Annotated in this window: 23 protein-coding genes; 7 read left to right on the top strand and 16 right to left on the bottom strand. The window is 62.1% G+C overall.

Annotation, left to right across the window (positions count from 1 at the left end):
- Positions 1–15 precede the first annotated feature (15 nt).
- From AC1DON_RS09745 to AC1DON_RS09730, 4 genes are all read right to left on the bottom strand, one after another.
- On the bottom strand, positions 16–453 hold the full coding sequence (locus AC1DON_RS09745) for a DUF1178 family protein (RefSeq protein ID WP_476934594.1): 438 nt from the start codon (positions 451–453) through the stop codon (positions 16–18).
- Positions 450–1265: a carbon-nitrogen hydrolase family protein gene (locus tag AC1DON_RS09740; protein ID WP_476934593.1), complete on the bottom strand. Its 816-nt coding sequence runs from the start codon at positions 1263–1265 to the stop codon at positions 450–452. Before AC1DON_RS09740 ends, AC1DON_RS09745 begins: the two co-directional genes overlap by 4 nt.
- A 2-nt stretch (positions 1266–1267) precedes the next feature.
- Entirely contained in the window at positions 1268–1522 is a 255-nt protein-coding gene (gene grxC, locus AC1DON_RS09735) for a glutaredoxin 3 (protein ID WP_476934592.1), read from the bottom strand.
- Between the two features lie 82 nt (positions 1523–1604).
- Positions 1605–2411 (bottom strand): ComF family protein, encoded by an 807-nt coding sequence (locus AC1DON_RS09730; protein WP_476934591.1) that lies wholly within the window; start codon positions 2409–2411, stop codon positions 1605–1607.
- A 27-nt stretch (positions 2412–2438) separates the two neighbouring features.
- On the opposite strand from AC1DON_RS09730, the gene AC1DON_RS09725 reads away from it, so the two are divergent.
- The gene (locus AC1DON_RS09725) at positions 2439–3326 is read left to right on the top strand and encodes a methyltransferase domain-containing protein (RefSeq protein ID WP_476934590.1); all 888 of its coding nucleotides are present in this window, start codon (positions 2439–2441) and stop codon (positions 3324–3326) included.
- A 30-nt stretch (positions 3327–3356) separates the two neighbouring features.
- On the opposite strand, the gene AC1DON_RS09720 is transcribed toward AC1DON_RS09725, so the two are convergent.
- From AC1DON_RS09720 to AC1DON_RS09690, 7 genes are all read right to left on the bottom strand, one after another.
- Positions 3357–3659, bottom strand: a complete 303-nt coding sequence (locus AC1DON_RS09720) for an excalibur calcium-binding domain-containing protein (RefSeq protein ID WP_476934589.1) — start codon at positions 3657–3659, stop codon at positions 3357–3359.
- Between the two features lie 134 nt (positions 3660–3793).
- Complete coding sequence (gene mutT / locus AC1DON_RS09715; RefSeq protein ID WP_476934588.1) at positions 3794–4192, bottom strand: 8-oxo-dGTP diphosphatase MutT; 399 nt, start codon at positions 4190–4192, stop codon at positions 3794–3796.
- Positions 4189–4572 (bottom strand): type II toxin-antitoxin system VapC family toxin, encoded by a 384-nt coding sequence (locus tag AC1DON_RS09710; protein ID WP_476934587.1) that lies wholly within the window; start codon positions 4570–4572, stop codon positions 4189–4191. The genes mutT and AC1DON_RS09710 overlap by 4 nt, the downstream gene beginning before the upstream one ends.
- On the bottom strand, positions 4569–4826 hold the full coding sequence (locus AC1DON_RS09705) for a type II toxin-antitoxin system Phd/YefM family antitoxin (protein WP_476934586.1): 258 nt from the start codon (positions 4824–4826) through the stop codon (positions 4569–4571). The genes AC1DON_RS09710 and AC1DON_RS09705 overlap by 4 nt, the downstream gene beginning before the upstream one ends.
- Positions 4827–4876: 50 nt before the next feature.
- The gene (locus AC1DON_RS09700; protein WP_476934585.1) at positions 4877–5305 is read right to left on the bottom strand and encodes a DUF3806 domain-containing protein; all 429 of its coding nucleotides are present in this window, start codon (positions 5303–5305) and stop codon (positions 4877–4879) included.
- Positions 5306–5307: 2 nt separating this feature from the next.
- Positions 5308–6708, bottom strand: a complete 1401-nt coding sequence (gene argJ, locus AC1DON_RS09695; RefSeq protein WP_476934584.1) for a bifunctional glutamate N-acetyltransferase/amino-acid acetyltransferase ArgJ — start codon at positions 6706–6708, stop codon at positions 5308–5310.
- 110 nt (positions 6709–6818) lie between these two features.
- A complete protein-coding gene (locus AC1DON_RS09690) occupies positions 6819–7871 on the bottom strand; it encodes a peptidyl-prolyl cis-trans isomerase (RefSeq protein ID WP_476934583.1) in 1053 nt (350 codons plus the stop codon).
- Positions 7872–8110: 239 nt separating this feature from the next.
- Between AC1DON_RS09690 and secA the strand changes: the two genes are divergently transcribed.
- The 4 genes from secA to AC1DON_RS09670 all read left to right on the top strand — a co-directional run bounded on the left by secA (position 8111) and on the right by AC1DON_RS09670 (position 12794).
- Positions 8111–10993, top strand: coding sequence for a preprotein translocase subunit SecA (gene secA / locus AC1DON_RS09685; RefSeq protein WP_476934582.1), 2883 nt, complete (start codon positions 8111–8113; stop codon positions 10991–10993).
- A 42-nt stretch (positions 10994–11035) separates the two neighbouring features.
- Positions 11036–11125 (top strand): SEC-C metal-binding domain-containing protein, encoded by a 90-nt coding sequence (locus tag AC1DON_RS09680; RefSeq protein ID WP_476934581.1) that lies wholly within the window; start codon positions 11036–11038, stop codon positions 11123–11125.
- Positions 11126–11239: 114 nt separating this feature from the next.
- Positions 11240–11818: a hypothetical protein gene (locus tag AC1DON_RS09675; RefSeq protein WP_476934580.1), complete on the top strand. Its 579-nt coding sequence runs from the start codon at positions 11240–11242 to the stop codon at positions 11816–11818.
- A gap of 121 nt (positions 11819–11939) precedes the next feature.
- Positions 11940–12794 carry a hypothetical protein gene (locus AC1DON_RS09670; protein ID WP_476934579.1) on the top strand — a complete coding sequence of 285 codons (855 nt, stop codon included), beginning with the start codon at positions 11940–11942 and terminating at the stop codon, positions 12792–12794.
- A gap of 122 nt (positions 12795–12916) precedes the next feature.
- Here AC1DON_RS09670 and AC1DON_RS09665 read toward each other — a convergent pair whose 3' ends face one another.
- From AC1DON_RS09665 to AC1DON_RS09650, 4 genes are read right to left on the bottom strand one after another with little or no spacing between them, the layout of a single operon-like run.
- Positions 12917–13645, bottom strand: a complete 729-nt coding sequence (locus tag AC1DON_RS09665) for a lysophospholipid acyltransferase family protein (RefSeq protein WP_476934652.1) — start codon at positions 13643–13645, stop codon at positions 12917–12919.
- Positions 13646–13667: 22 nt separating this feature from the next.
- The gene (locus tag AC1DON_RS09660) at positions 13668–14354 is read right to left on the bottom strand and encodes a YdcF family protein (protein ID WP_476934578.1); all 687 of its coding nucleotides are present in this window, start codon (positions 14352–14354) and stop codon (positions 13668–13670) included.
- A 33-nt stretch (positions 14355–14387) separates the two neighbouring features.
- Complete coding sequence (locus AC1DON_RS09655) at positions 14388–15308, bottom strand: cell division protein FtsX (RefSeq protein WP_476934577.1); 921 nt, start codon at positions 15306–15308, stop codon at positions 14388–14390.
- Positions 15305–16060, bottom strand: coding sequence for a cell division ATP-binding protein FtsE (locus tag AC1DON_RS09650; RefSeq protein WP_476934576.1), 756 nt, complete (start codon positions 16058–16060; stop codon positions 15305–15307). Before AC1DON_RS09650 ends, AC1DON_RS09655 begins: the two co-directional genes overlap by 4 nt.
- 110 nt (positions 16061–16170) lie before the next feature.
- On the opposite strand from AC1DON_RS09650, the gene AC1DON_RS09645 reads away from it, so the two are divergent.
- Positions 16171–17271 (top strand): MJ0042-type zinc finger domain-containing protein, encoded by a 1101-nt coding sequence (locus AC1DON_RS09645; RefSeq protein WP_476934575.1) that lies wholly within the window; start codon positions 16171–16173, stop codon positions 17269–17271.
- A 39-nt stretch (positions 17272–17310) separates the two neighbouring features.
- Positions 17311–17850 carry a phosphoribosyltransferase gene (locus tag AC1DON_RS09640; protein ID WP_476934574.1) on the top strand — a complete coding sequence of 180 codons (540 nt, stop codon included), beginning with the start codon at positions 17311–17313 and terminating at the stop codon, positions 17848–17850.
- Here the strand turns inward: AC1DON_RS09640 and AC1DON_RS09635 are convergent.
- The gene (locus AC1DON_RS09635; protein ID WP_476934573.1) at positions 17847–18383 is read right to left on the bottom strand and encodes a DUF4175 family protein; all 537 of its coding nucleotides are present in this window, start codon (positions 18381–18383) and stop codon (positions 17847–17849) included. The genes AC1DON_RS09640 and AC1DON_RS09635 overlap by 4 nt on opposite strands.
- Positions 18384–18403 lie beyond the last annotated feature (20 nt).

Below are 18403 nucleotides of genomic sequence, written 5' to 3'. Positions count from 1 at the left end.
CTTTGGCTGGGGAAATCAGTTCAACTTCTTCTGGCCTTCGATCTTTTTCGCCTCATCCTTGCGCTCGATGACCGGCAGCGCCGCCACTGGCACGCCGTCATCGACCAACGCCTTGACCTCATCCGGTGTCGCCTCGCCGTAGATCGGCCGCTCGGGCGTCAGCCCTTCGTGCATGTCTCGCGCCTCGGCAGCGAAGCCTGAGCCAACATAGTCGTGCGTGCTCTCAACGTGCTTGCGCACCTTATAGAGCATCTCTGCCATCACCTGATGCGGCGACGGGATTTCCTTGGACGTGCGCACCATCGGCGCCATGATCGCCTTGCTGACGGCCGAGGAACCGCACATCGGGCACTGTACCAGTCCTTGCCGGACCTGATCGTCGAATCCGTCCGACGACGGGAACCAGGCTTCGAAGCCGTGATCGACTTCGCACTTCAACGCATACTTGATCATACGCTATACTCCCGGTCATGAAGGAGCTGCGGCAGAGCCTGCCGCGCCCTCAAGACCGAACTAAAATCCAGTTCAGCCCTAAGCACCGCCGGGCGGTCGTGGTCGAGGACTGCAATCACCTCGCCCCATGGGCCGACGATCATCGAATGGCCCCAGGTGTGCCGGCCGTCTTCATGCGCACCACCCTGGGCCGGCGCCAAGACAAAGGCGCCGGTTTCGATCGCTCGCGCCCTCAGCATCACTTCCCAGTGCGCCTTGCCGGTCGGCACCGTAAAGGCCGCCGGCACTGAAATCATATTCACATCGCGTCGCGCCAGCGTGCGGTAGAGATAGGCGAAGCGCACGTCGTAGCAAATACTGAGCCCCAGCCCGCCCCACGGCGTATCGGCAACGACCGCTTCCGTACCCGGGCGCATGGTGGCGCTTTCGCGGTAGGACTTGCCGTCGGGCGTATCTGCGTCAAACAGGTGCACCTTGTCGTAGCGTGCGGTGATCTCGCCGCCGTCATCGATCATAAGCGAGCGATTGGCGGACTTGTCACTGTTCTCGGCCTTGATGATCACCGATCCGATGAGGACAGGCGTCTTCAGATCGCGCGCCAGCTGCCGCACGCCTTGCACGAAGACGTCATCGCTTTCCGATGACAGCTTGCCGGCCTTCAATTCCCGGCGTTGCTCGACCAGGTTGGCGCATTCCGGCAGCAGCACGAAGTCCGCACCGTCAGCGGCCTCGACGATCAACGGCCGTGCATGATCCAGCGCCGCCTGTTGCCAGGCGGGTGTACAGGTCTGGACGAGCGCGAACCTGGCCACGGTCAGGCGGCCAGCAGCGGATCGAGGCCGCCGCGCAGATTGAGCGCCATCAGGTCGTCACAACCCCCGACGTGCAGATCGTCAATGAAGATTTGCGGATAGGTCAGGCGGCCGGAGCGTTCATTCATCTCGGCCCGCAGCTCAGGATCACCGGACGCGACAATTTCCTTGTAGTCCGCGCCCTTGTCGTCCAGCAGCGCCTTGGCGCGTTCGCAATAGGGGCAATAGGGCTTGGTGTAGATTTCGATCTTGGCCATATGACTAACTCTTTGATGCTTCAACAAAAACCATTGTGAAGCCACTCCGATACACATTCAATATAGGGTATTTCCGGAAATTTTAAAGTTCTGGTTGGGGGACGGCACGGGCGATGACCAGGGTATCGACCCGGCGCGCACCGGCAGCCTTTAAAGTGTCGGCGCAAGCGCGTAACGTCGCCCCCGTGGTAAAGACGTCGTCGATCAGCACGACGCGTTTGCCCGTTACCTGCTTGCGACCAGAAGCTGTCACGGCGAAGGCACCCCGGACATTGTCCCAGCGCATCCGGGCGCTGGCGTGGCCCTGTGACTTGGTCGCCTTGACCCGCGCCAGGGCGTCGGCGGCGTAAACGCGCCCAATGCGCCGGGCAATCGGCCGGGCCAGTTCAGCTGCCTGATTGTACCTGCGTTCCCGCAAGCGCGACGAATGCAGTGGCACCGGGACGACGATATCGCTATCGGCCAGCAGATCGGCCCCTGCCCGCTCCAGCCAGCGTGACAGCATAGGCGCGAGATCGAGCCGGTCGCCGTGCTTGAAGCCGAGGATCAGGTCCTTCGACGCCTCACCGTAAAGACAGGCTGCGCGCGTCCGCGTGAACGGAAAGGGTGTATCGGCGCAATCGCTGCACAGGGCGCCCTTGCCGTAATGCAGGCCGCCATCGAATGGCCGGGCACACATGTCGCAGCCTTCGTCGGCCAGGAAGCGGATGCGTGCCCAGGGACCCGCCGCCATGCCGCCCTGAAGCAACAGATCATCATCGCCCGGCGGCGGAAAGACCAGGTCGACCGCGTCGGTCGCAACCAGCCGCAAAGGCGCAAAACTAAGGCCCGCGACAAAGTCCTTAACCTCTGACGCAATATGGCCTAGACGGTTCAGCAGTTTCGGCACGCGCCCACCCGTCCTATATAGAGGTTCATGTCCCCGCCCCGCCTGTTCGACCGTTCGCTGCTGGCCCGCCGTCTTGATCGCGCGGCCAAGGACTTTGCGCAAGCCTCTTTCCTGCGCGACCGCGCCATCGAAGACCTCATACACTCGCTCAGCGGCATCAACCGGCACTTCGACGTGGCGCTGGAAATCGGCGCGCGTGACGGCGTCTTTCGCCGCGAACTGACGGGCTCGCCGGCTGCCGGCAAGATCGGCGTATTGATCGAGGGCGATCTGTCGGAGTGCTTTACCGGCGGCCAGTCGCGCCTGGTGATGGACGAGGAGCAACTGCCGTTCGGCGATGACAGCCTCAATCTCGTCGTCAGCATCCTGGCACTGCACACCGCCAACGACCTGCCGGGCGTTATGGTGCAAATCCGCCGGGCGTTGAAACCCGACGGCCTGTTCATCGCTTCGCTGTTCGGCGGTGAGACCCTGAAAGAGTTGCGCGGTTGCCTGATGGACGCTGAGCTCGAGGTACGCGGCGGCTATGGCCCGCGCATCGCGCCCTTTGCCGAAGGTCCCGACCTGATCGACCTGCTGCGCCGCACGGGCTTCAACATGCCGGTCGTCGATTCCGATCGCGTTGTCGTCTCCTATGAGCATCCGCTGAAGCTAATGGCGGATCTGCGCGCCATGGGCGAAAGCAATGTGCTGATCGACCGGCCGCGCAAGGGGCTAAATCGCGCTATTCTGGCCCGTGCGTCGGAACTTTATTTCAAACGCTTCGCCGACGACGAAGGCCGCATTACCGCGACCTTCGAGATCATCACCCTGTCGGGCTGGAAGCCTCACGAGTCGCAGCAGAAGCCGCTACGGCCCGGTTCCGCCAAGATGCGCCTGGCCGATGCGCTTGGCGTCAAGGAAGGCAAGATCTGAAGCGGTTTTCAAAAAATGCGCGACAAAGCGTTACCCTTTGTCGGACGGCTCACACGATATGCCGTCATTGTTCGTATCCAGGTGCCGCCAATAGCCCGGCTGACCGATCCGCGCCGGCGCCAGCTTGACCGCACGCGCCGCGCCGCAATTGAAATAGGCGATGCGGTGCTGGATCTGGACGACAGCGCCATCACGTGAGCCGTATTGCAGGCTGGTCAAAAGCGACGCGCCAGCAACGACTACGCTAACCAGCGCCAGGGTTCTGACCAGACCCCTGCTGTGTTCAGGCGCGCGAGCCCTCTCCCGAGGTTCGGAATAGATAGGTGCAGACATGGCATCACCTCCCCGATGATGCCTCACTGTGCGCCTGTTGGCCTAACGCTCCGTGTGCGGAAGGCGTTAACGTTCGTTTTCTATATTGTCGCGATATTTAGGTCAAAACCGCTACACACTTCTCGGCATATCGCTCAGATGAAATCCTGTAGCCATGCCACCAGCGGCAGGTCGGCCGGCGGCATCTCGTAATTGCGCATGTCGTTGGGCCTGACCCACTTTAGCGCCTTGTGCTCGCGAGCCTCGGGCTCACCCTCCCAGCGGCGGATGAGGTAGAGCGGCATCAGCAGGTGAAAGGTCTCATAGGTGTGCGAGGCGAAGACGAACGGCGCTAGGCAGGCCTGCTTGACCGTGATGCCCAGTTCTTCCTCAAGCTCGCGGATCAGCGCCGCCTCAGGCGTTTCGCCGGGCTCGACCTTGCCGCCTGGAAACTCCCACTGGCCCGCCAACTGCTTGCCGTCGGGACGCTGGGCGATCAGCACCCGGCCATCGGAATCGACCAGGGCAGCGGCAACAACAAGAACGGTTTTCATAGAGCGCTTTCGATATCGGTCTGGCTGAAGTCGTTGCCGACAAACAGGAGCGGACAACTGTTGGCCTTGGCGATGGCGTAAGAGAAACAATCCATCAGATTGAGCGAGGCCCTGTGCCTGCCCTTGCCCCAGGCCATGTAGGCCGCGGTCACCATTTCGGCGGTGTCCTGATCGGCCGGAACGATCTCGATATCCAGCTGATCCATCAGGGTTTGCAGATCCGAAAAGAAGCCACGATGCCCCGCCACGACCGAGACTTCGGCCAGTACAGCCGCCGACATAAGCAGCCGGTCTGCTTCGTTGAGCGCCTCCTTGCATGCCGTGGCGGCGGGCTCCCGCAAAACGATTGCCATCAGGGCCGAGCTATCGACCGCGATCATTCAGGCAGGCCACCATCGCCATACAGAAAATCGGCGGAATGCGCCGCGTCCGGCCCCGGGGTCACCTTGGCGCTCGCGGCCTTCTGAAAGTCTTCGAGAATCTGCCGCCGTTGCTCGCGCGTCAGCTTCGGCTTGACCGCCACCAGACGCACCGCCGGATTGCCGTGGCGCGTCAGCACCACCTCATCGCCGGCTTCAGCCCTGCGAACAAGCTCGGTCAATTGCGCCTTAGCGTCTGAAACGGAAATATGCATGCCTAAATTTTAGACCATTTAATGGTCCAAATCAATCAGGACGTTTCCATTTAATGGATCGGAAATTCGCGCTTCAGTTCGCCAACGCGCTCGCAGAGCAGTTCAAATAGATCGTGAATATCTATCTCTTCGCCATCTTCGACACGTTTGGAGATCATCGTAAGAGCGTGAAGTTTTATCGTTGTGCCCGGTACGCACACCGTTGGACTCCGCCCATATTCGTCATCGATCATCACCCACTCGAAACCTTGGCTTTGCACGAGCACATCACCTAAGGTCACACCAAGACTTTGCAGCTTCCAGGTTTCATCGGCCTCGATCCAGCCGTTCGCCAGGATCGTGTCAATCAGACGCAACTTGCCTTCAACCGTATCGTACTTGTGGCGAGCTTCGGGTTCGAAGTGGTCTCTAACCCATGAGCGCTGCTTTTCAAGATGGACCAGGTCATCTTCTGAAAGTGGCTCGACCTTTTCTTCCACGGCTAGCTTCTGTAATCGCCATTAATACTGATATAGCCATGCGTCAGATCGCAGGTATAAACGTGCGCGGATGCCCTGCCGACGCCGACATCGACGCTGATCTCCAGCTCCTGGTTCTTCATATAGGCGCTCATGGCCGCTTCGTCGTAGTTCAGCGACACCGCACCGTGTTCCGCCGCCACCAGATTGCCAAATTTGATGCCCAGCCGATCGCGCTCGACCGGCTCCTCGGTCTTGCCGACCGCCATGACGATGCGGCCCCAATTGGCGTCTTCACCGGCAATCGCCGTCTTGACCAGCGGGCTTTCGGCGATCGACTTGGCGATCTTGCGCGCCGACGCCGGGTTGGATGCGCCCGTCACATTGATCTTGACGAACTTGGTGGCGCCTTCGCCGTCGCGGATCAGCTGCGTCGCCAGCGAATGCATGACGCGCTCCAGCTTGTCCTTGAAGTCGGCCAGGCGCTTATCTCCAGCGCGGGCGATGCGTGGCGCTCCGGCTGCCCCCGTGGCGAACAGCAGGCAGGTGTCGTTGGTCGAGGTGTCGCCGTCGACCGTCACCGAGTTGAAGGTCGTGCGCGTATACAGTGCCAGCAGGCTTTGCAGCACGCCGGGTGACAAGGTGGCATCGGTGACGATAAAGGCCAGCATGGTCGCCATGTCCGGCGCGATCATGCCTGAGCCCTTGGCGATCCCGGCGATGCGGACGCTGACACCGTCGATCTCGGCGACCTCATAGGCGCCCTTCGGGAAGGTGTCGGTCGTCATGATCGTCTGGGCCGCGTCGTGCCAGGCGTCGGCGCGCAGGTTCTTTTCCAGTTCATACAGACGGGCGGAAATCTTGGCGTCGTCGAGCACGACGCCTATGACACCGGTCGAAGCCAGCATGATGTCGCGCTGACGGCAGTCGATGCGGCGCGATAGGGCCGAAGCCGTGCGACGGGCAGCGTCGGCGCCCAGCTTGCCTGTAAAGGCGTTGGCGCAGCCGGCATTGACGACCAGGGCGCGCACATCATGGCCTTCATTGGCTTCGAGCTGCTTCTTGCACCAGTCGACCGGCGCCGAGCCGATGGTATGACGCGTGAAGACGCCAGCACAGGTCGTGCCTTCAGCGAACTGCATCAGCAGCACGTCCTTGCGATCGTGCTTGTAAAAGCCGGCGCGGTCGGTCGCCATGACGACACCGCCTACCGGCGGCATGGAGGGCAGCGGCACGGCCAAAGGCGATACCGCCAGGCCAGGCTTGCCCGGCGCTGCCGCGGGCTTGGCGGGTTCGCTATGGGGCGTCAACGACGACACGAGGTCGGCGCCCTGTTGCACGGCGCTTTTGATCGCATTGGTCAGCGGGTCAAGCGCGCGTTCCAGCTTGGCCGATGTCTCGCTCTTGGGGGGTGTCTTGGCCATGTGCGCGCTCCCGTAAATCCAGCATCCGGCCTTAATCGGGCTTCGCAGCCTTTGCAACCGCACACATAAAAAAAGACAGCTGATGGAGCAGCGGTCCCTGATTTCTTATTTTAATTCTTCTTCGGTAACGGCGGGGTCGCCGCCAGAAGCTGAGATGTCCCCGGCTTGGAGGTACCCAACGGCTGGGCAACCGCAACACCGCCCGCCGATGCGCTTTGCGACGTTTCCACCGCCGCATCTGACGCCTGGCTGTCGGCGGCGGTCGCTGCCGCACCGGCTGGCTCCTGGTCGTCGCCGCCGCTCAGGCCCTTAGGCACCAGATAATCGACCTTGGACTTCTTGCGCAGGTTGCTCAAAAGGCCCGCCACCTGGTTGTAGATCAGGAAGCGCATGATGACGGGGCGCTCTTCCTCGAGCGTCGGCAACTGCTCCGGACGGCGATCCTCGACGCGCAACAGCGCCCAGCCGCCTTCGGCCTGGACCGGACCAACCGTATCGCCGGTCTTGGCGGTGGCCAGCACCGGCTTGAACGAAGACGGCATGATGTCCGTGGTGAAATAGCCCATGTCGCCGCCGTTGAAGCGGGTCGCCTGGTCGATCGAACGTTCCATGGCCAGGGCTTCGAAGATACCGCCGCCCTGAATCTGTTTCAGGATGGTTTCGGCGTCGGCCTTGCTCTTGACCAGGATGATACGGGCGCGGATCTCTTCCGACTGCTTCGACAGCTTGACCTGCTCATCGTAGTGCGTCTTGACAGCCTTCTCGTCGACATCGCGGTCGATTGTGTTTTCGACCAGCATGTCCCCGAGAATCCGATCACGCGCAGCATCGAGACGGCGCTGGGCGGCGATCGAGCGGTCGAGGCCCTTTTGCGATGCGGCGCGCGCCAGCAGGCGCTGATCGATCACTTCTTCCAGAGTGCGGCTGAACAGGTCCGACGTCATGTCGAGCGGCTCACCCGGTCCGATCTGGCCTTGCGCAATCGCTTCGTTACGGACGTCCGACGACCAGATGGTGTGACCGTCGACCCTGGCCACGGCCATATCGCCGGGCTCCGGCGGGCGCTCGGTCTGCTGTGGCTTCTGGCAAGACGCTACCGCGAGGCTGCCAGCCACAAGCACGGACAGCATGAACATGCGTCCGAAGTTTGATTTCAATGACATGAGTACCGCCCCAATCGCCATGAACACTTTAAATGCCGGAGCCGTTAACGGCTGCCGCGTTGACATACACCATTCCGCCGCTTAAGTCATTCCCGCGCTTGAAAAGCGGTTTTCACCCCTTACCTGTTCAAGAGCATTTTGACGGCCGATTGCTTCATAAGCAAGAAATAAGCCAGAAAAATGCCCGTCGAGGCAAGGCCTGAAAAGCGCTTTTCCATCTCTGTTCCTTAGGGTTTCCCATGCTGGCTATCGCCAAAATGCTGTTCGGTTCTTCCAACGATCGCAAGGTCAAGGGTTTCATGACCCGCGCCCAGAAGATCAGCACGCTGGAGCCCAGGTACAAGGCGATGAGCGATGAGGAGCTGGGGCACCAGACGGTCCTGTTCAAGGAACGCCTGGCCAAGGGACAAACGCTCGATCACATTATGGACGAAGCCTTTGCGGTTACCCGTGAAGCCGCCTGGCGCTCAATCGGCCAGCGCCACTATGACGTCCAGCTGGTCGGCGGCATGATTCTGCACAAGGGCGGCATCGCCGAAATGCGCACCGGTGAAGGCAAGACGCTGGTCGGGACCGCGCCGGTCTACCTGAACGCGCTCGAAGGCAAGGGCGTCCACCTGATTACCGTCAACGACTACCTGGCCAAGCGCGACGCCGAATGGATGGGCCGCGTCTACCGTTTCCTCGGCATGTCGACAGGCGTCATCGTCCAGGGCCTGTCGCAGGGCCAGCGCAAGCAGGCCTACAATTCCGACGTCACCTACGGCACCAATAACGAATTCGGCTTCGACTACCTGCGCGACAACCTGGCCTATAGCCGCAACGAAATGGTCCAGCGCGGCCACAACTTCTGCATCGTCGACGAAGTCGACTCGATCCTGATCGACGAAGCCCGCACGCCACTGATTATCTCCGGCCCGACCGAAGACCGCTCGGAACTGTACAAGATCCTCGACGTGACCATCCGCGACCTGATCCAGGACCCGGACACTTACGAACTCGACGAAAAGCAGCGCCAGGTCCTGCTGTCGGAAAAGGGCACCGAGGAGCTCGAGGAAATCCTGATGGCCGGCGGTTACCTGGCTGAAGACTCGACCGGTCTTTACGACTCGGTCAACGTCTCACTCGTGCACCACGCCAACCAGGCCCTGCGCGCCAATACGCTCTACACGCTGAACAAGGACTACATCGTCAAGGACGGCGAAATCATCCTGATCGACGAATTCACCGGCCGTATGATGACGGGCCGCCGTCTGTCGGAAGGTCTGCACCAGGCGATCGAAGCCAAGGAACACGTCGAGATCCAGCCGGAAAACCAGACCCTGGCCTCGGTGACCATCCAGAACTATTTCCGCATGTACAAGAAGCTGTCCGGCATGACCGGCACGGCGGCGACCGAAGCGCAGGAATTCGGCGACATCTACAAGATGGATGTGCTGGAAATCCCGACCAACCGCCCGATCCAGCGCCTCGACGACAACGACGAAGTCTACCGGACCGAGGTGGAAAAGTTCACCGCCATCGCCGCCCAGGTCGCCCACTGCTTCGTCAAGGGCCAGCCGATCCTGGTCGGCACCGCCTCGATCGAAAAGTCGGAGGAGCTGTCGAAGTTCCTCAACAGCTACAATTACAAGGTTGAGCAGTCGCGTACCCTCAAACCCCAATATGCCAATGCCGACAAGAAGGAACTGCTGAAGCTCGGCGAGGACGCCTATGACATCGTGTCCAAGTCCGGCAAGGGCATTCCGCACAACGTCCTGAACGCGCGCTTCCACGAACAGGAATCCGAAATCGTCGCCGATGCCGGTGTTCCGGGCGCGGTAACCATCGCCACCAACATGGCCGGCCGCGGCACCGACATCCAGCTCGGCGGTAATGTCGACATGCGCGTCCAGGCCTGGATCAGCCAGCAGGACGCTGCAGGGACCCCGGTGACGGCCGAGCAGATCCTGGCCAAGAAGGCCGAGATCGAAGGCCAGGTGGCTGATCTCAAGCAACGCGCCCTGGCTGCCGGCGGCCTGTTCGTGCTCGGCACCGAACGTCACGAAAGCCGCCGTATCGACAACCAGCTGCGCGGCCGTACCGGCCGTCAGGGCGACCCTGGCCGCTCGAAGTTCTTCCTGTCGTGCGAAGACGACCTGATGCGCATCTTCGCCGGCGACCGCCTGAATTCGATGATGAAGACGCTGGGCGTCGAAGAGGGTGAAGCCATTACCCATCCGCTGCTCAACGGCGCCATCGCCACGGCGCAAAAGCGCGTCGAGCAGCGCAACTATGAAATCCGCAAGAACCTGCTGAAATACGACGACGTGGTCAACGACCAGCGCAAGGCCGTGTTCCAGCACCGTCAGGAATTCATGGACGCCGAGGACCTGTCCGAGACGATCGGCGACATGCGCCAGGAGACGATCGCAGACCTGGTCGAGCGCCACCTGCCGCCCAAGGCCTATGCCGAACAGTGGGACGTCCAGGGCCTCAAGGAACAGGTCCTGGCCCTGACCGGCCTCGACCTGCCGGTGGAAGTTTGGGCGGCCGAGGAAGGCATCGCCAACGAGGAAATCGAGGAGCGCATCCAGGAACTGGCCGCGACCAAGATGGAAGAGCGCCTGCAGATGCTGGGCGATGAGCAGATGAAGTCGCTGGAAAAGCAGTTCCTGCTCCAGATGATCGACATGCACTGGCGCGAGCACCTGATGTATCTCGACCACCTGCGCGCCGTCATCGGCCTGCGTGGCTACGGCCAGCGCGATCCGCTGAACGAATACAAGAGCGAAGCGTTCGAACAGTTCGAAGGCCTGCTGGTCAACCTGCGCCACTCGGTCACGCGCTGGCTGATGACCATGGAAATCCGCTTCCAGCCGCAGGAAGAAGAGCTGTCGGCGCCCCCCATGCCGCTGCCGGGCATGTCGCCATCGGGCCGTCAGTTCCAGGAAGTGCACCTCGATCCGCTGACCGGCGAGAACGAACGCGCCCCGACGCTCTCCAGCGACCTGACGCCGCAACAGCGCGAACAACTGCCGCACGCCGCCCTGCCGGCCGGCTGGGAAGGCACGCCGCGCAACGGTTTGTGCCCTTGCGGCTCGGGCAAGAAGTTCAAGCACTGCCATGGCACGCTGGTATAGCCGCAAGATTTTAGCTTAAGACGGGCTGCGCAACGCAGCCCTTTGGGCGGCTCCGGCAAAAAGTTCAAGCACTGCCACGGCACGCTGGTTCAATATTCATCTCCCCGCCAAGGCGGGGAGATGGCCCCTTAAGCGATCTCACGGCAACACCATCGCCTTTGTGATCCGGCGTCTCCGATTCAATCATTGCCACACAGGCCTGCTTTCGGTATCGTCTCTTAACTTTTTTGGTTAGGGGAAATCTGCATGCGCATACCTGCTGCTGGATTTGCATTGGCTGCAGCCGCTATCCTCGTCGTATCGAGCCCGGTCGCGGCTCAGGAAGCCGTCGCCTATTCGGACGTGCCTGTCGCCGCCGGCGACATGGCCAAGCCCGCCCTGGCACAGCTCAATGACGCCGCCGACAGCGCCGCCGCCCAGAAGAAGATCGACCTCTACAAGCAACTGATGCAGTTGAACGGCATCACGCGCGGTGTCCGCACTGCGCTGGACGCGACCAAGGCCCAGACGCGCCTTGTGGTGCTGGAGCGCGCAGGCAAGGCAGCCATGACGCCCGTCGAGGAAGCCCGCTACAACACCGTCGCCGATGCCGTGCTGAAGGAAACTGAAGCCAACGTCCTCGACAGCATCGCCCGCAGCCAGTCGCAATCGTTCAGCGCCGACGAAATCCAGCAACTGATCAATGCCAATGCATCGGTCGCCGCCGCCAAGTATAACGCCGGCAAGTTCGTCACGGCACAGGACGGCACGGAAGAGGTCCAGAGCTACATGGTGCAGGCCGTGGTCAAGATCATCAAGACCTTCAAGGATTCGGTCGCCAGCTAATACTCGACAGCTTGAGGGGACCGCCGTCATTCGGCGGGGCGGCTGACGACATTAAACCATTTTCGGGGGAACCGTTTTGCGGCTCGCAGCTTTTCGTTTGCTACTTACCGGCACGGCGCTTTTGGCCGCGCTGACCGCATCGACGGTGCACGCCCAGACATCCGTTACGCCGGACCTGACGCCGCCTCCGCTCGACCTGCAGAAGTTTTTGGCCCAGAGCAAGCTGCTGCATGACAACAACCCGCAGGCGCCGGGCTCCCTGACCGCCCAGGGTTCCGGCAGCGTCATGGACGTCGCCTCAGCGCCCCGCGTGGACACCGCCAAGCCCTTGCCCAAGGCCAGCGCCGACGCCATCGACCGCGTGCTGAGCCTGACCTCTGGAAGCATCGACGACGCGGCTGTATCGCGCGGCCTGGCTGCCGGCGCCGCCCGCACCCCAGCCATTCCGACCACACAAAATCTCGACCGCGCCACGGCACGCGCCGTCGTCGAAGCCTTTCAGACACCGGGCGGACTGACCGCCTATGACAAGGCCCAGATCGCGGCGACCAGCGCGGCCGATGCCGACCTGGAAGAGCGCATCGCGCTTGTCCGCACCATCTATCGCGTCGACGGCACCGACGCCCTGGTCCGGCATTTTATATCCACCCAGCACATGCGCCTCATCATTACTGAGGTGAACAACCATGTGAACATCGCCGGTCTTTCGGACCCCGAAAAGTACCGGCTGGCCGCAATCGCTGCCGCCGCCCAGACCGAGCTTGAAGACAAGGTTCTCAACATGGACGCCCGCCTGCAGGCCCAAAGCCTCAGCAAGCCGGAACTCATGCAACTGATTGCCGCCTTCGACAGCGAAGCCCAGCGCAAGCTGACCGAGCTGCGTCTCAAGGACGACGGCAAGCTGGATCGCCGCATCGAGCTGAACATCGCCGCGGCCCAGATCCAGATTCTTCAGCGATACGAAGACGGCGAATAGCGCCTGAACACCCAGTAAGACCTAGAGCATGATGCGTTTAGGTCGAACCGCCATCATGCTCTAGGTTTTTGTTTAGTCGCGATATTATGCCAAAACCGCTGCACACTTTTTGGCATATCGCCCTAGGGCCTTTCCGGTACGGCATGTTGCGCGATCAGACGGTTCGACTCGCTTTCCAGCCGTGCCTTCATCTCGGTCATGAATTCACCGCGTTTCAGGCCGGCCGGAATCGGCGGCAGGAACTCGAACACCACGGTGCCGGGCTTGCGGTCGATGCCGTGTGCCGGCCAGAACTGCCCCGAATTGGTCGCCAGCAGATGGCAGGGGACATCGAGGTCGCGATAGAGCGCCGCCACACCCGGCTTGTAGGCCGCGTCTTCACCCACCTCTGAACGCGTGCCTTCCGGAAAGATGATGATCTGGCGACCGTCCTTCAGGCGCTCACGGCAGGCGGCGACCATGCCTTTCAATGCTTTGGCGGCATCCTCACGCCTGATGGCGACCATGCGTGTCCGCCAGGCGTACCAGCCCAGGAACGGCAGGTACATCAGCGACTGTTTAAGCACATAGGCCGGACAGTCCATGATCGCAAACGGTGCGATAGTATCGAGCATGCTGAGGTGCTTGCCGGCGACCAGGGCCGGGCCGGCGGGGCGATGCTCCAGGCCGCGAAACTCGACCTTGACGCCGACGATCCAGCGCGCGCCCCATAGCACGCTGGCCGCCCAGGTGCGGATGACCCACATCGACGCCTTGTGCGGCAGGAGAAGGATGGGCGAGCATACGACGGCGATAAACGCCATCGAAGCATAGAGCCAGAATATGAACAGGAGCGACCGAAGTCGCGTAATCACAGCACGCACTTTTGGGGACTCACTTGGCTGGTGCCGCCTGTGAGGATGCAGCGAGGCTGGCGGCGGCGCCGTCTTCCGAACCGGCTTCGACCTTGTTATGCGCGCCCTTGTCACCGAAAGCACGCGAAATCGACAGGATGAAGTCGCGGCCGAGAATGGCCAGGTACTTGGTGTACTCCAGTACCAGCACGCGCGTGCCCTTCGGTGACTTCCACCACTTGCGCGTATCGAGGTCCGGCGACTGCACCGGGAAGGCCACGAACTCGGCGTCGGGCATGTCGGCCTTCAGCTCCAGCAGCGAACGCGGCATATGGTAGTCCGAAGTGACGACGATCAGCTTGTAGAAATCGTGGCCGCGCGCCCAGTCGGCAATTTCGCGGGCATTGCCGACGGTGTTTTCGGCTTCGTAGCCCAGGTCGACGCAGCATTCGTAAAGGCGCCGGGAGCCTTCGGTCACGTTCAGCAGCTCGGCGCGCTTGACCTCGCGGTTGACGCCGGAAATGAACAGGCGCTGGCCCTTGCGGCGTTCCAGCAGGCGCATGCCCTCCTTCAGCCGCATGTCCGAGGCGCCCGTCAGCACGACGATGGCGTCGGCCGGCTGTTCCGGGTCGATGGCAGGCGTTGAGTCGATGACCCGGCCGGCAAAGGCGAACAGACCCGCCAGCCACACCAGAAGCACGACACCGATAGCGATCAATGGCCGCATAGGTTTAACGCCCTCTCCCCTTCGTCAACCTGTTCACGAACGACCCAGCAGGCGCAGGGTCACCAGTCTGGCGGTGACCATGGCGATCATGGCGACCAGAACCGGGCAAGGTATTAATACTAACAGGTCATGCCACGAAAAGGGAAGAGCCATTGCGAAGCTTTGCGACGGACCGGTCACCTTTATTAACGCCATCACGATCGCCGCCGCCGCTGCCCCCAGCAGGCCCGATTGAAACGCCATGCGGGCGAAGCGATACTGGAACCGTTCGGCGATGAAGGTGTCGGTGGCGCCGCACAGCGACAGGACCTCGACGACGTTGCCGCGCGCCGCCAACCCCGCCCGGGTGGCAAAGGCCACGACAGCGGCGGCGGCCGAGCCGATCATCAGGAAAATACTCATGAAAATCAACCGGATGATCAGGGCGCTTTTCTCGATATCCTTGAGCCACACAGAGTGGTCATCCAGTGTCGCATCGATATTGGCATTGGCCAGCGCGTCCATCATGGCGCGCGGCTTGGCCGGGGTTTTGGGGGTCAGCCTGACCTCGACCAGGTTGGGAATCGGCAGGTCGTCAAGCACGACATCGCCAAGCCATGGCTTCAGCAGGTCCTTGGCGCGCTCGGGCTCGATGGCACGCGCCTCGTCGACGCCCTTGACGCCGGCCAACACCTCGGCAGCCGCCGCTGCGGCGACGGATCCGCTTTCCAGGCCCGTCGGGCGGACCTGGATGGTCACCTCGGCGCGGATATCGCGCGCCCAGCCCTGCGCCGCGCGGTCCGATGCCATGACGATCAAGAGCGCCATGCATGACAAAAAGCACAGGAAACCGATGACGTAGTGCAGCGCGACCTCGCGCTCATCCTGCGACGGCAGAAGGTTGCGCGCGCCGGATTCCGGCGCCTGCCACAGGCTGCCCAGTCCTTTTATTTGGCCCTTTAAGCGCCCCGTCATGTGTCACCCCCGGCCGGCCGGGGGACGCGCAGGTCGCGGCGATACAGTTCGCCGCCCTTGAGCTCCAGGACGGGCATGCCTGAGGCGCGGACCAGGCTTTCGTCGTGGGTGGCGATCAGCACGGTCGCACCCAGGCGGTTCAGTTCGATGAACAGGCGCATGATCCGCATGCCCATGGCGTAGTCGATATTGCCGGTCGGCTCGTCGGCCAGGATCAGGGTTGGCCGCGTCACGACGGCCCGCGCAATCGCCAGGCGCTGCTTTTCGCCACCGGACAGGATGTGCGGCATGGCGGTCAGGCGATGGCTCAGCCCCACCCAGCTCAGCAGTTCTGATACGTCCTCATGATATTGCTTGCGCGACTGGCCGTGGACGACCAGCGGCAGGGCGGCGTTATCAAAAACATTCAGGTGCTCGAGCAGGCGGAATTCCTGAAAAACTATGCCTAACCGCCGACGCAATGTTGCGCTCTGCAGACGGTCTCCAGAGCGGATGGTTTCACCGAAGAGCGCGATCTCGCCGGACGACGGGGTCTGTGCCAGATAGATCATCTTGAGCAGCGAAGTCTTGCCCGCGCCGGACGGTCCGGTCAGGAAATGAAACGACCCGGCGGATAACTGAAAGTTCAGCGATTTCAGTATCAAAGGGTCGTCCGAAGACGCCATATTGCCATAGCCCAGGCTGACATCGCGGAAATCGACCACGGTGTCGCCGGCGGGGGTAAGGCGGCTGTCTGCAGGGGGTGGTGTCATCGGCAAAGGCGCGCTTCCGGCGGCTTGATCAGTTGTTAAGACTTTTGAGGGAATAAGGTTAAGAACCCGTGTCACGGACACGGCAAATCGCCCCTTCTGCACCCGTGCCCATGATCCTCAGCTGCCCAAATTGCGCAACGCAATACACGGTGAACGAAGCCGCTATCGGCGTTCGGGGACGTACTGTCCGCTGCACGGCCTGCAAGACGACCTGGCACGCGGAAACGCCGATCGACCTGCGTTACTCCGAAGGACGCGATAAAGAATTAGAGCTGAAGGAAGAAGCGCCCAAGGCCAAGGAAGAACTCTTCCAGGTCAAGGCCAAGAAGCTGCCCGGCAAGTACCGCGCCATGCTGGAAGACAAGAAGCGCCTGCGCGCTCTGGCTGTCGAAGGCATGGTGTGGGGCGGCCTGGCTGCGGTTGCCATCGCCACCTTCGTCCTGGCCTATGTGCTGCGGGTCGATATCGTCAAGGCCTTCCCGCGCATTGCCGGCGCCTATGCCATGGTCGGCCTCAAGGTCAATCCGACGCACCTGGAGTTCGAAAAGCACACGGCCGAGGTCGCCTTCAAGGGCGGCCGCTTCGTCGTCACGGTAAAGGCCCAGATCAAGAATTTGAGCAACAAGGCGGTGCCGGTTCCGCCGGTGCGCGTCACCCTCTACGATTCGACGCAACAACCCTTCGATTCGGTCCTGATGCCGCCGGGTGACCTGATGGTCGAACCGCATGCTGTCCAGACCCTGACCTTCGACGTCGCCGATCCCAGAAACCTGGTCTCGACGCTCGATCTCAAATTCGACCTCGAAGCCATGAAGGCGATGAAGTCGGGCAAGGGCCACAAGGCTGAGCACGGCGAAGAGGATAGCCACGGCGAAGCCACTGGACATGGTACGGAGGCCGCTCACGGCGCGCCCGCGGAACATGCCGAAGCCGCCGGCGATCACGCCACGCCCGCCGCCGGTGAAGGTCATGAGGCCCCTGCCGAAGCCGATGCACATGGCACGCCTGCCGCCGGTTCGGAAGACCACGCTACCCAGCCGGCCGATGCTCACGCCGCCGCCGCCGCGCAGCACGACGATACCGCGCCAGCGCCGATCTCGACCCAACCGGCAACGGCGCTGCGTTCAGCGCAACCGACGTCGGCGCACAGTCTGGCGCCTGCCAAAAAGGCCGAGACTCATGCGCCGGCCGCCGCGGCCGGACACCACTAAACGCTTGCGCACCGTCAAATGCCGTGAAAAAGCTTGGCAATGACCAGTATCTCCATGCCGACCGTCCTGTTGACCGAAGACGAGGTGCGCAACCGCGTTAAAGGCGTCGCGCAGACGATTGCCCAGCGGCTAAGACCTGATTGTGTCGGAGTCTGTCTTTTGACCGGCGGTATCTGGTTCGCCGCTGACCTGACACGCGCTCTGTTCCGGCTGGGCCACAATCTGGCCTTCGACGCCCTGTGGCTGTCCTCCTACGGCGACAGTCGCGAAAGCGGCACCCTCCTGATCCGCGCGCCGTTGCAGCGCCCGGTCGAAGGCCGCCAGGTCCTGATCATCGACGATGTGCTTGATACCGGAAAATCGCTGACAATTGCTGGCGACATCTGCCGTGAGGCCGGCGCTACCGAGGTGCTGACAGCGGTCTTCGCGCGCAAGCCGGACCCGGCTCAAGACGGACAAACGCGCCAGACCGATGTCGATTTTGCGGCCTGGGAAGCGCCTGACCGCTATCTGGTCGGCTATGGTCTCGACAGCGGCGGGCTTTACCGCGCCCTGCCCTATATCGGCGCGATGGATTAATTAGCTGCCAAAGTGGTGTCGACGAAGGTCTTTGCTGCGTCGAAGGGCAGGAAGCCGTTTACGACCTGGCTTACTGGCACGGGTCCGAAGATCAGGAAACCCAGCATCGCCGCCACCAGCGCCACAAAGCGCAGGGCGAACGGATCCGCCGCCGCGATGCCGGCCTTGGCCTTGCCGATACGCAGATGCGGCTGAGAGGCCTCGTGGCGCATGGCCAGCAGGCGCTCCGGCTTGACGCCGTTGTCAACGGCCAGTCGCGTATTCACCTCGGTAAAGGTCGGGTTACGGAAGCGCAGGATCGCCCGCACCGAGGCGACACCCGCAGCCACCAGGCCGGCACTTAGAACCGCCAGATGCGCCAGCTGCGACATATGCAGGAACAGGCCCCACTGCGCCGCGACGGCGACCAGCAGGACGAACAGAACGAAGGGGAATATGGCAGGCAGGACCCGCTCCCAGACCATGACGGTCCGGGTCCAGAACAGGGCGCGGCTGAGGTTCGAGAACGAAGAAGGCCTCTTGACCGACGACATGACGACTGCTCCCCCCTTCA

This window comes from Asticcacaulis sp. P4_H10 (assembly GCF_056400965.1).
This window is presented reverse-complemented; position numbering and strand designations above follow the sequence as displayed.

Excerpts from the sequence above, each read along its gene's own strand:
- AC1DON_RS09745 (WP_476934594.1), bottom strand. The coding sequence starts at position 453 with ATGATCAAGTATGCGTTGAAGTGCGAAGTCGATCACGGCTTCGAAGCC.
- grxC (WP_476934592.1), bottom strand. The coding sequence starts at position 1,522 with ATGGCCAAGATCGAAATCTACACCAAGCCCTATTGCCCCTATTGCGAA.
- AC1DON_RS09725 (WP_476934590.1), top strand. The coding sequence starts at position 2,439 with ATGTCCCCGCCCCGCCTGTTCGACCGTTCGCTGCTGGCCCGCCGTCTT.
- AC1DON_RS09720 (WP_476934589.1), bottom strand. The coding sequence starts at position 3,659 with ATGTCTGCACCTATCTATTCCGAACCTCGGGAGAGGGCTCGCGCGCCT.
- mutT (WP_476934588.1), bottom strand. The coding sequence starts at position 4,192 with ATGAAAACCGTTCTTGTTGTTGCCGCTGCCCTGGTCGATTCCGATGGC.
- AC1DON_RS09710 (WP_476934587.1), bottom strand. The coding sequence starts at position 4,572 with ATGATCGCGGTCGATAGCTCGGCCCTGATGGCAATCGTTTTGCGGGAG.
- AC1DON_RS09705 (WP_476934586.1), bottom strand. The coding sequence starts at position 4,826 with ATGCATATTTCCGTTTCAGACGCTAAGGCGCAATTGACCGAGCTTGTT.
- argJ (WP_476934584.1), bottom strand. The coding sequence starts at position 6,708 with ATGGCCAAGACACCCCCCAAGAGCGAGACATCGGCCAAGCTGGAACGC.
- AC1DON_RS09690 (WP_476934583.1), bottom strand. The coding sequence starts at position 7,871 with ATGTCATTGAAATCAAACTTCGGACGCATGTTCATGCTGTCCGTGCTT.
- secA (WP_476934582.1), top strand. The coding sequence starts at position 8,111 with ATGCTGGCTATCGCCAAAATGCTGTTCGGTTCTTCCAACGATCGCAAG.
- AC1DON_RS09675 (WP_476934580.1), top strand. The coding sequence starts at position 11,240 with ATGCGCATACCTGCTGCTGGATTTGCATTGGCTGCAGCCGCTATCCTC.
- AC1DON_RS09660 (WP_476934578.1), bottom strand. The coding sequence starts at position 14,354 with ATGCGGCCATTGATCGCTATCGGTGTCGTGCTTCTGGTGTGGCTGGCG.
- AC1DON_RS09655 (WP_476934577.1), bottom strand. The coding sequence starts at position 15,308 with ATGACGGGGCGCTTAAAGGGCCAAATAAAAGGACTGGGCAGCCTGTGG.
- AC1DON_RS09650 (WP_476934576.1), bottom strand. The coding sequence starts at position 16,060 with ATGACACCACCCCCTGCAGACAGCCGCCTTACCCCCGCCGGCGACACC.
- AC1DON_RS09645 (WP_476934575.1), top strand. The coding sequence starts at position 16,171 with ATGATCCTCAGCTGCCCAAATTGCGCAACGCAATACACGGTGAACGAA.
- AC1DON_RS09640 (WP_476934574.1), top strand. The coding sequence starts at position 17,311 with ATGACCAGTATCTCCATGCCGACCGTCCTGTTGACCGAAGACGAGGTG.
- AC1DON_RS09635 (WP_476934573.1), bottom strand. The coding sequence starts at position 18,383 with ATGTCGTCGGTCAAGAGGCCTTCTTCGTTCTCGAACCTCAGCCGCGCC.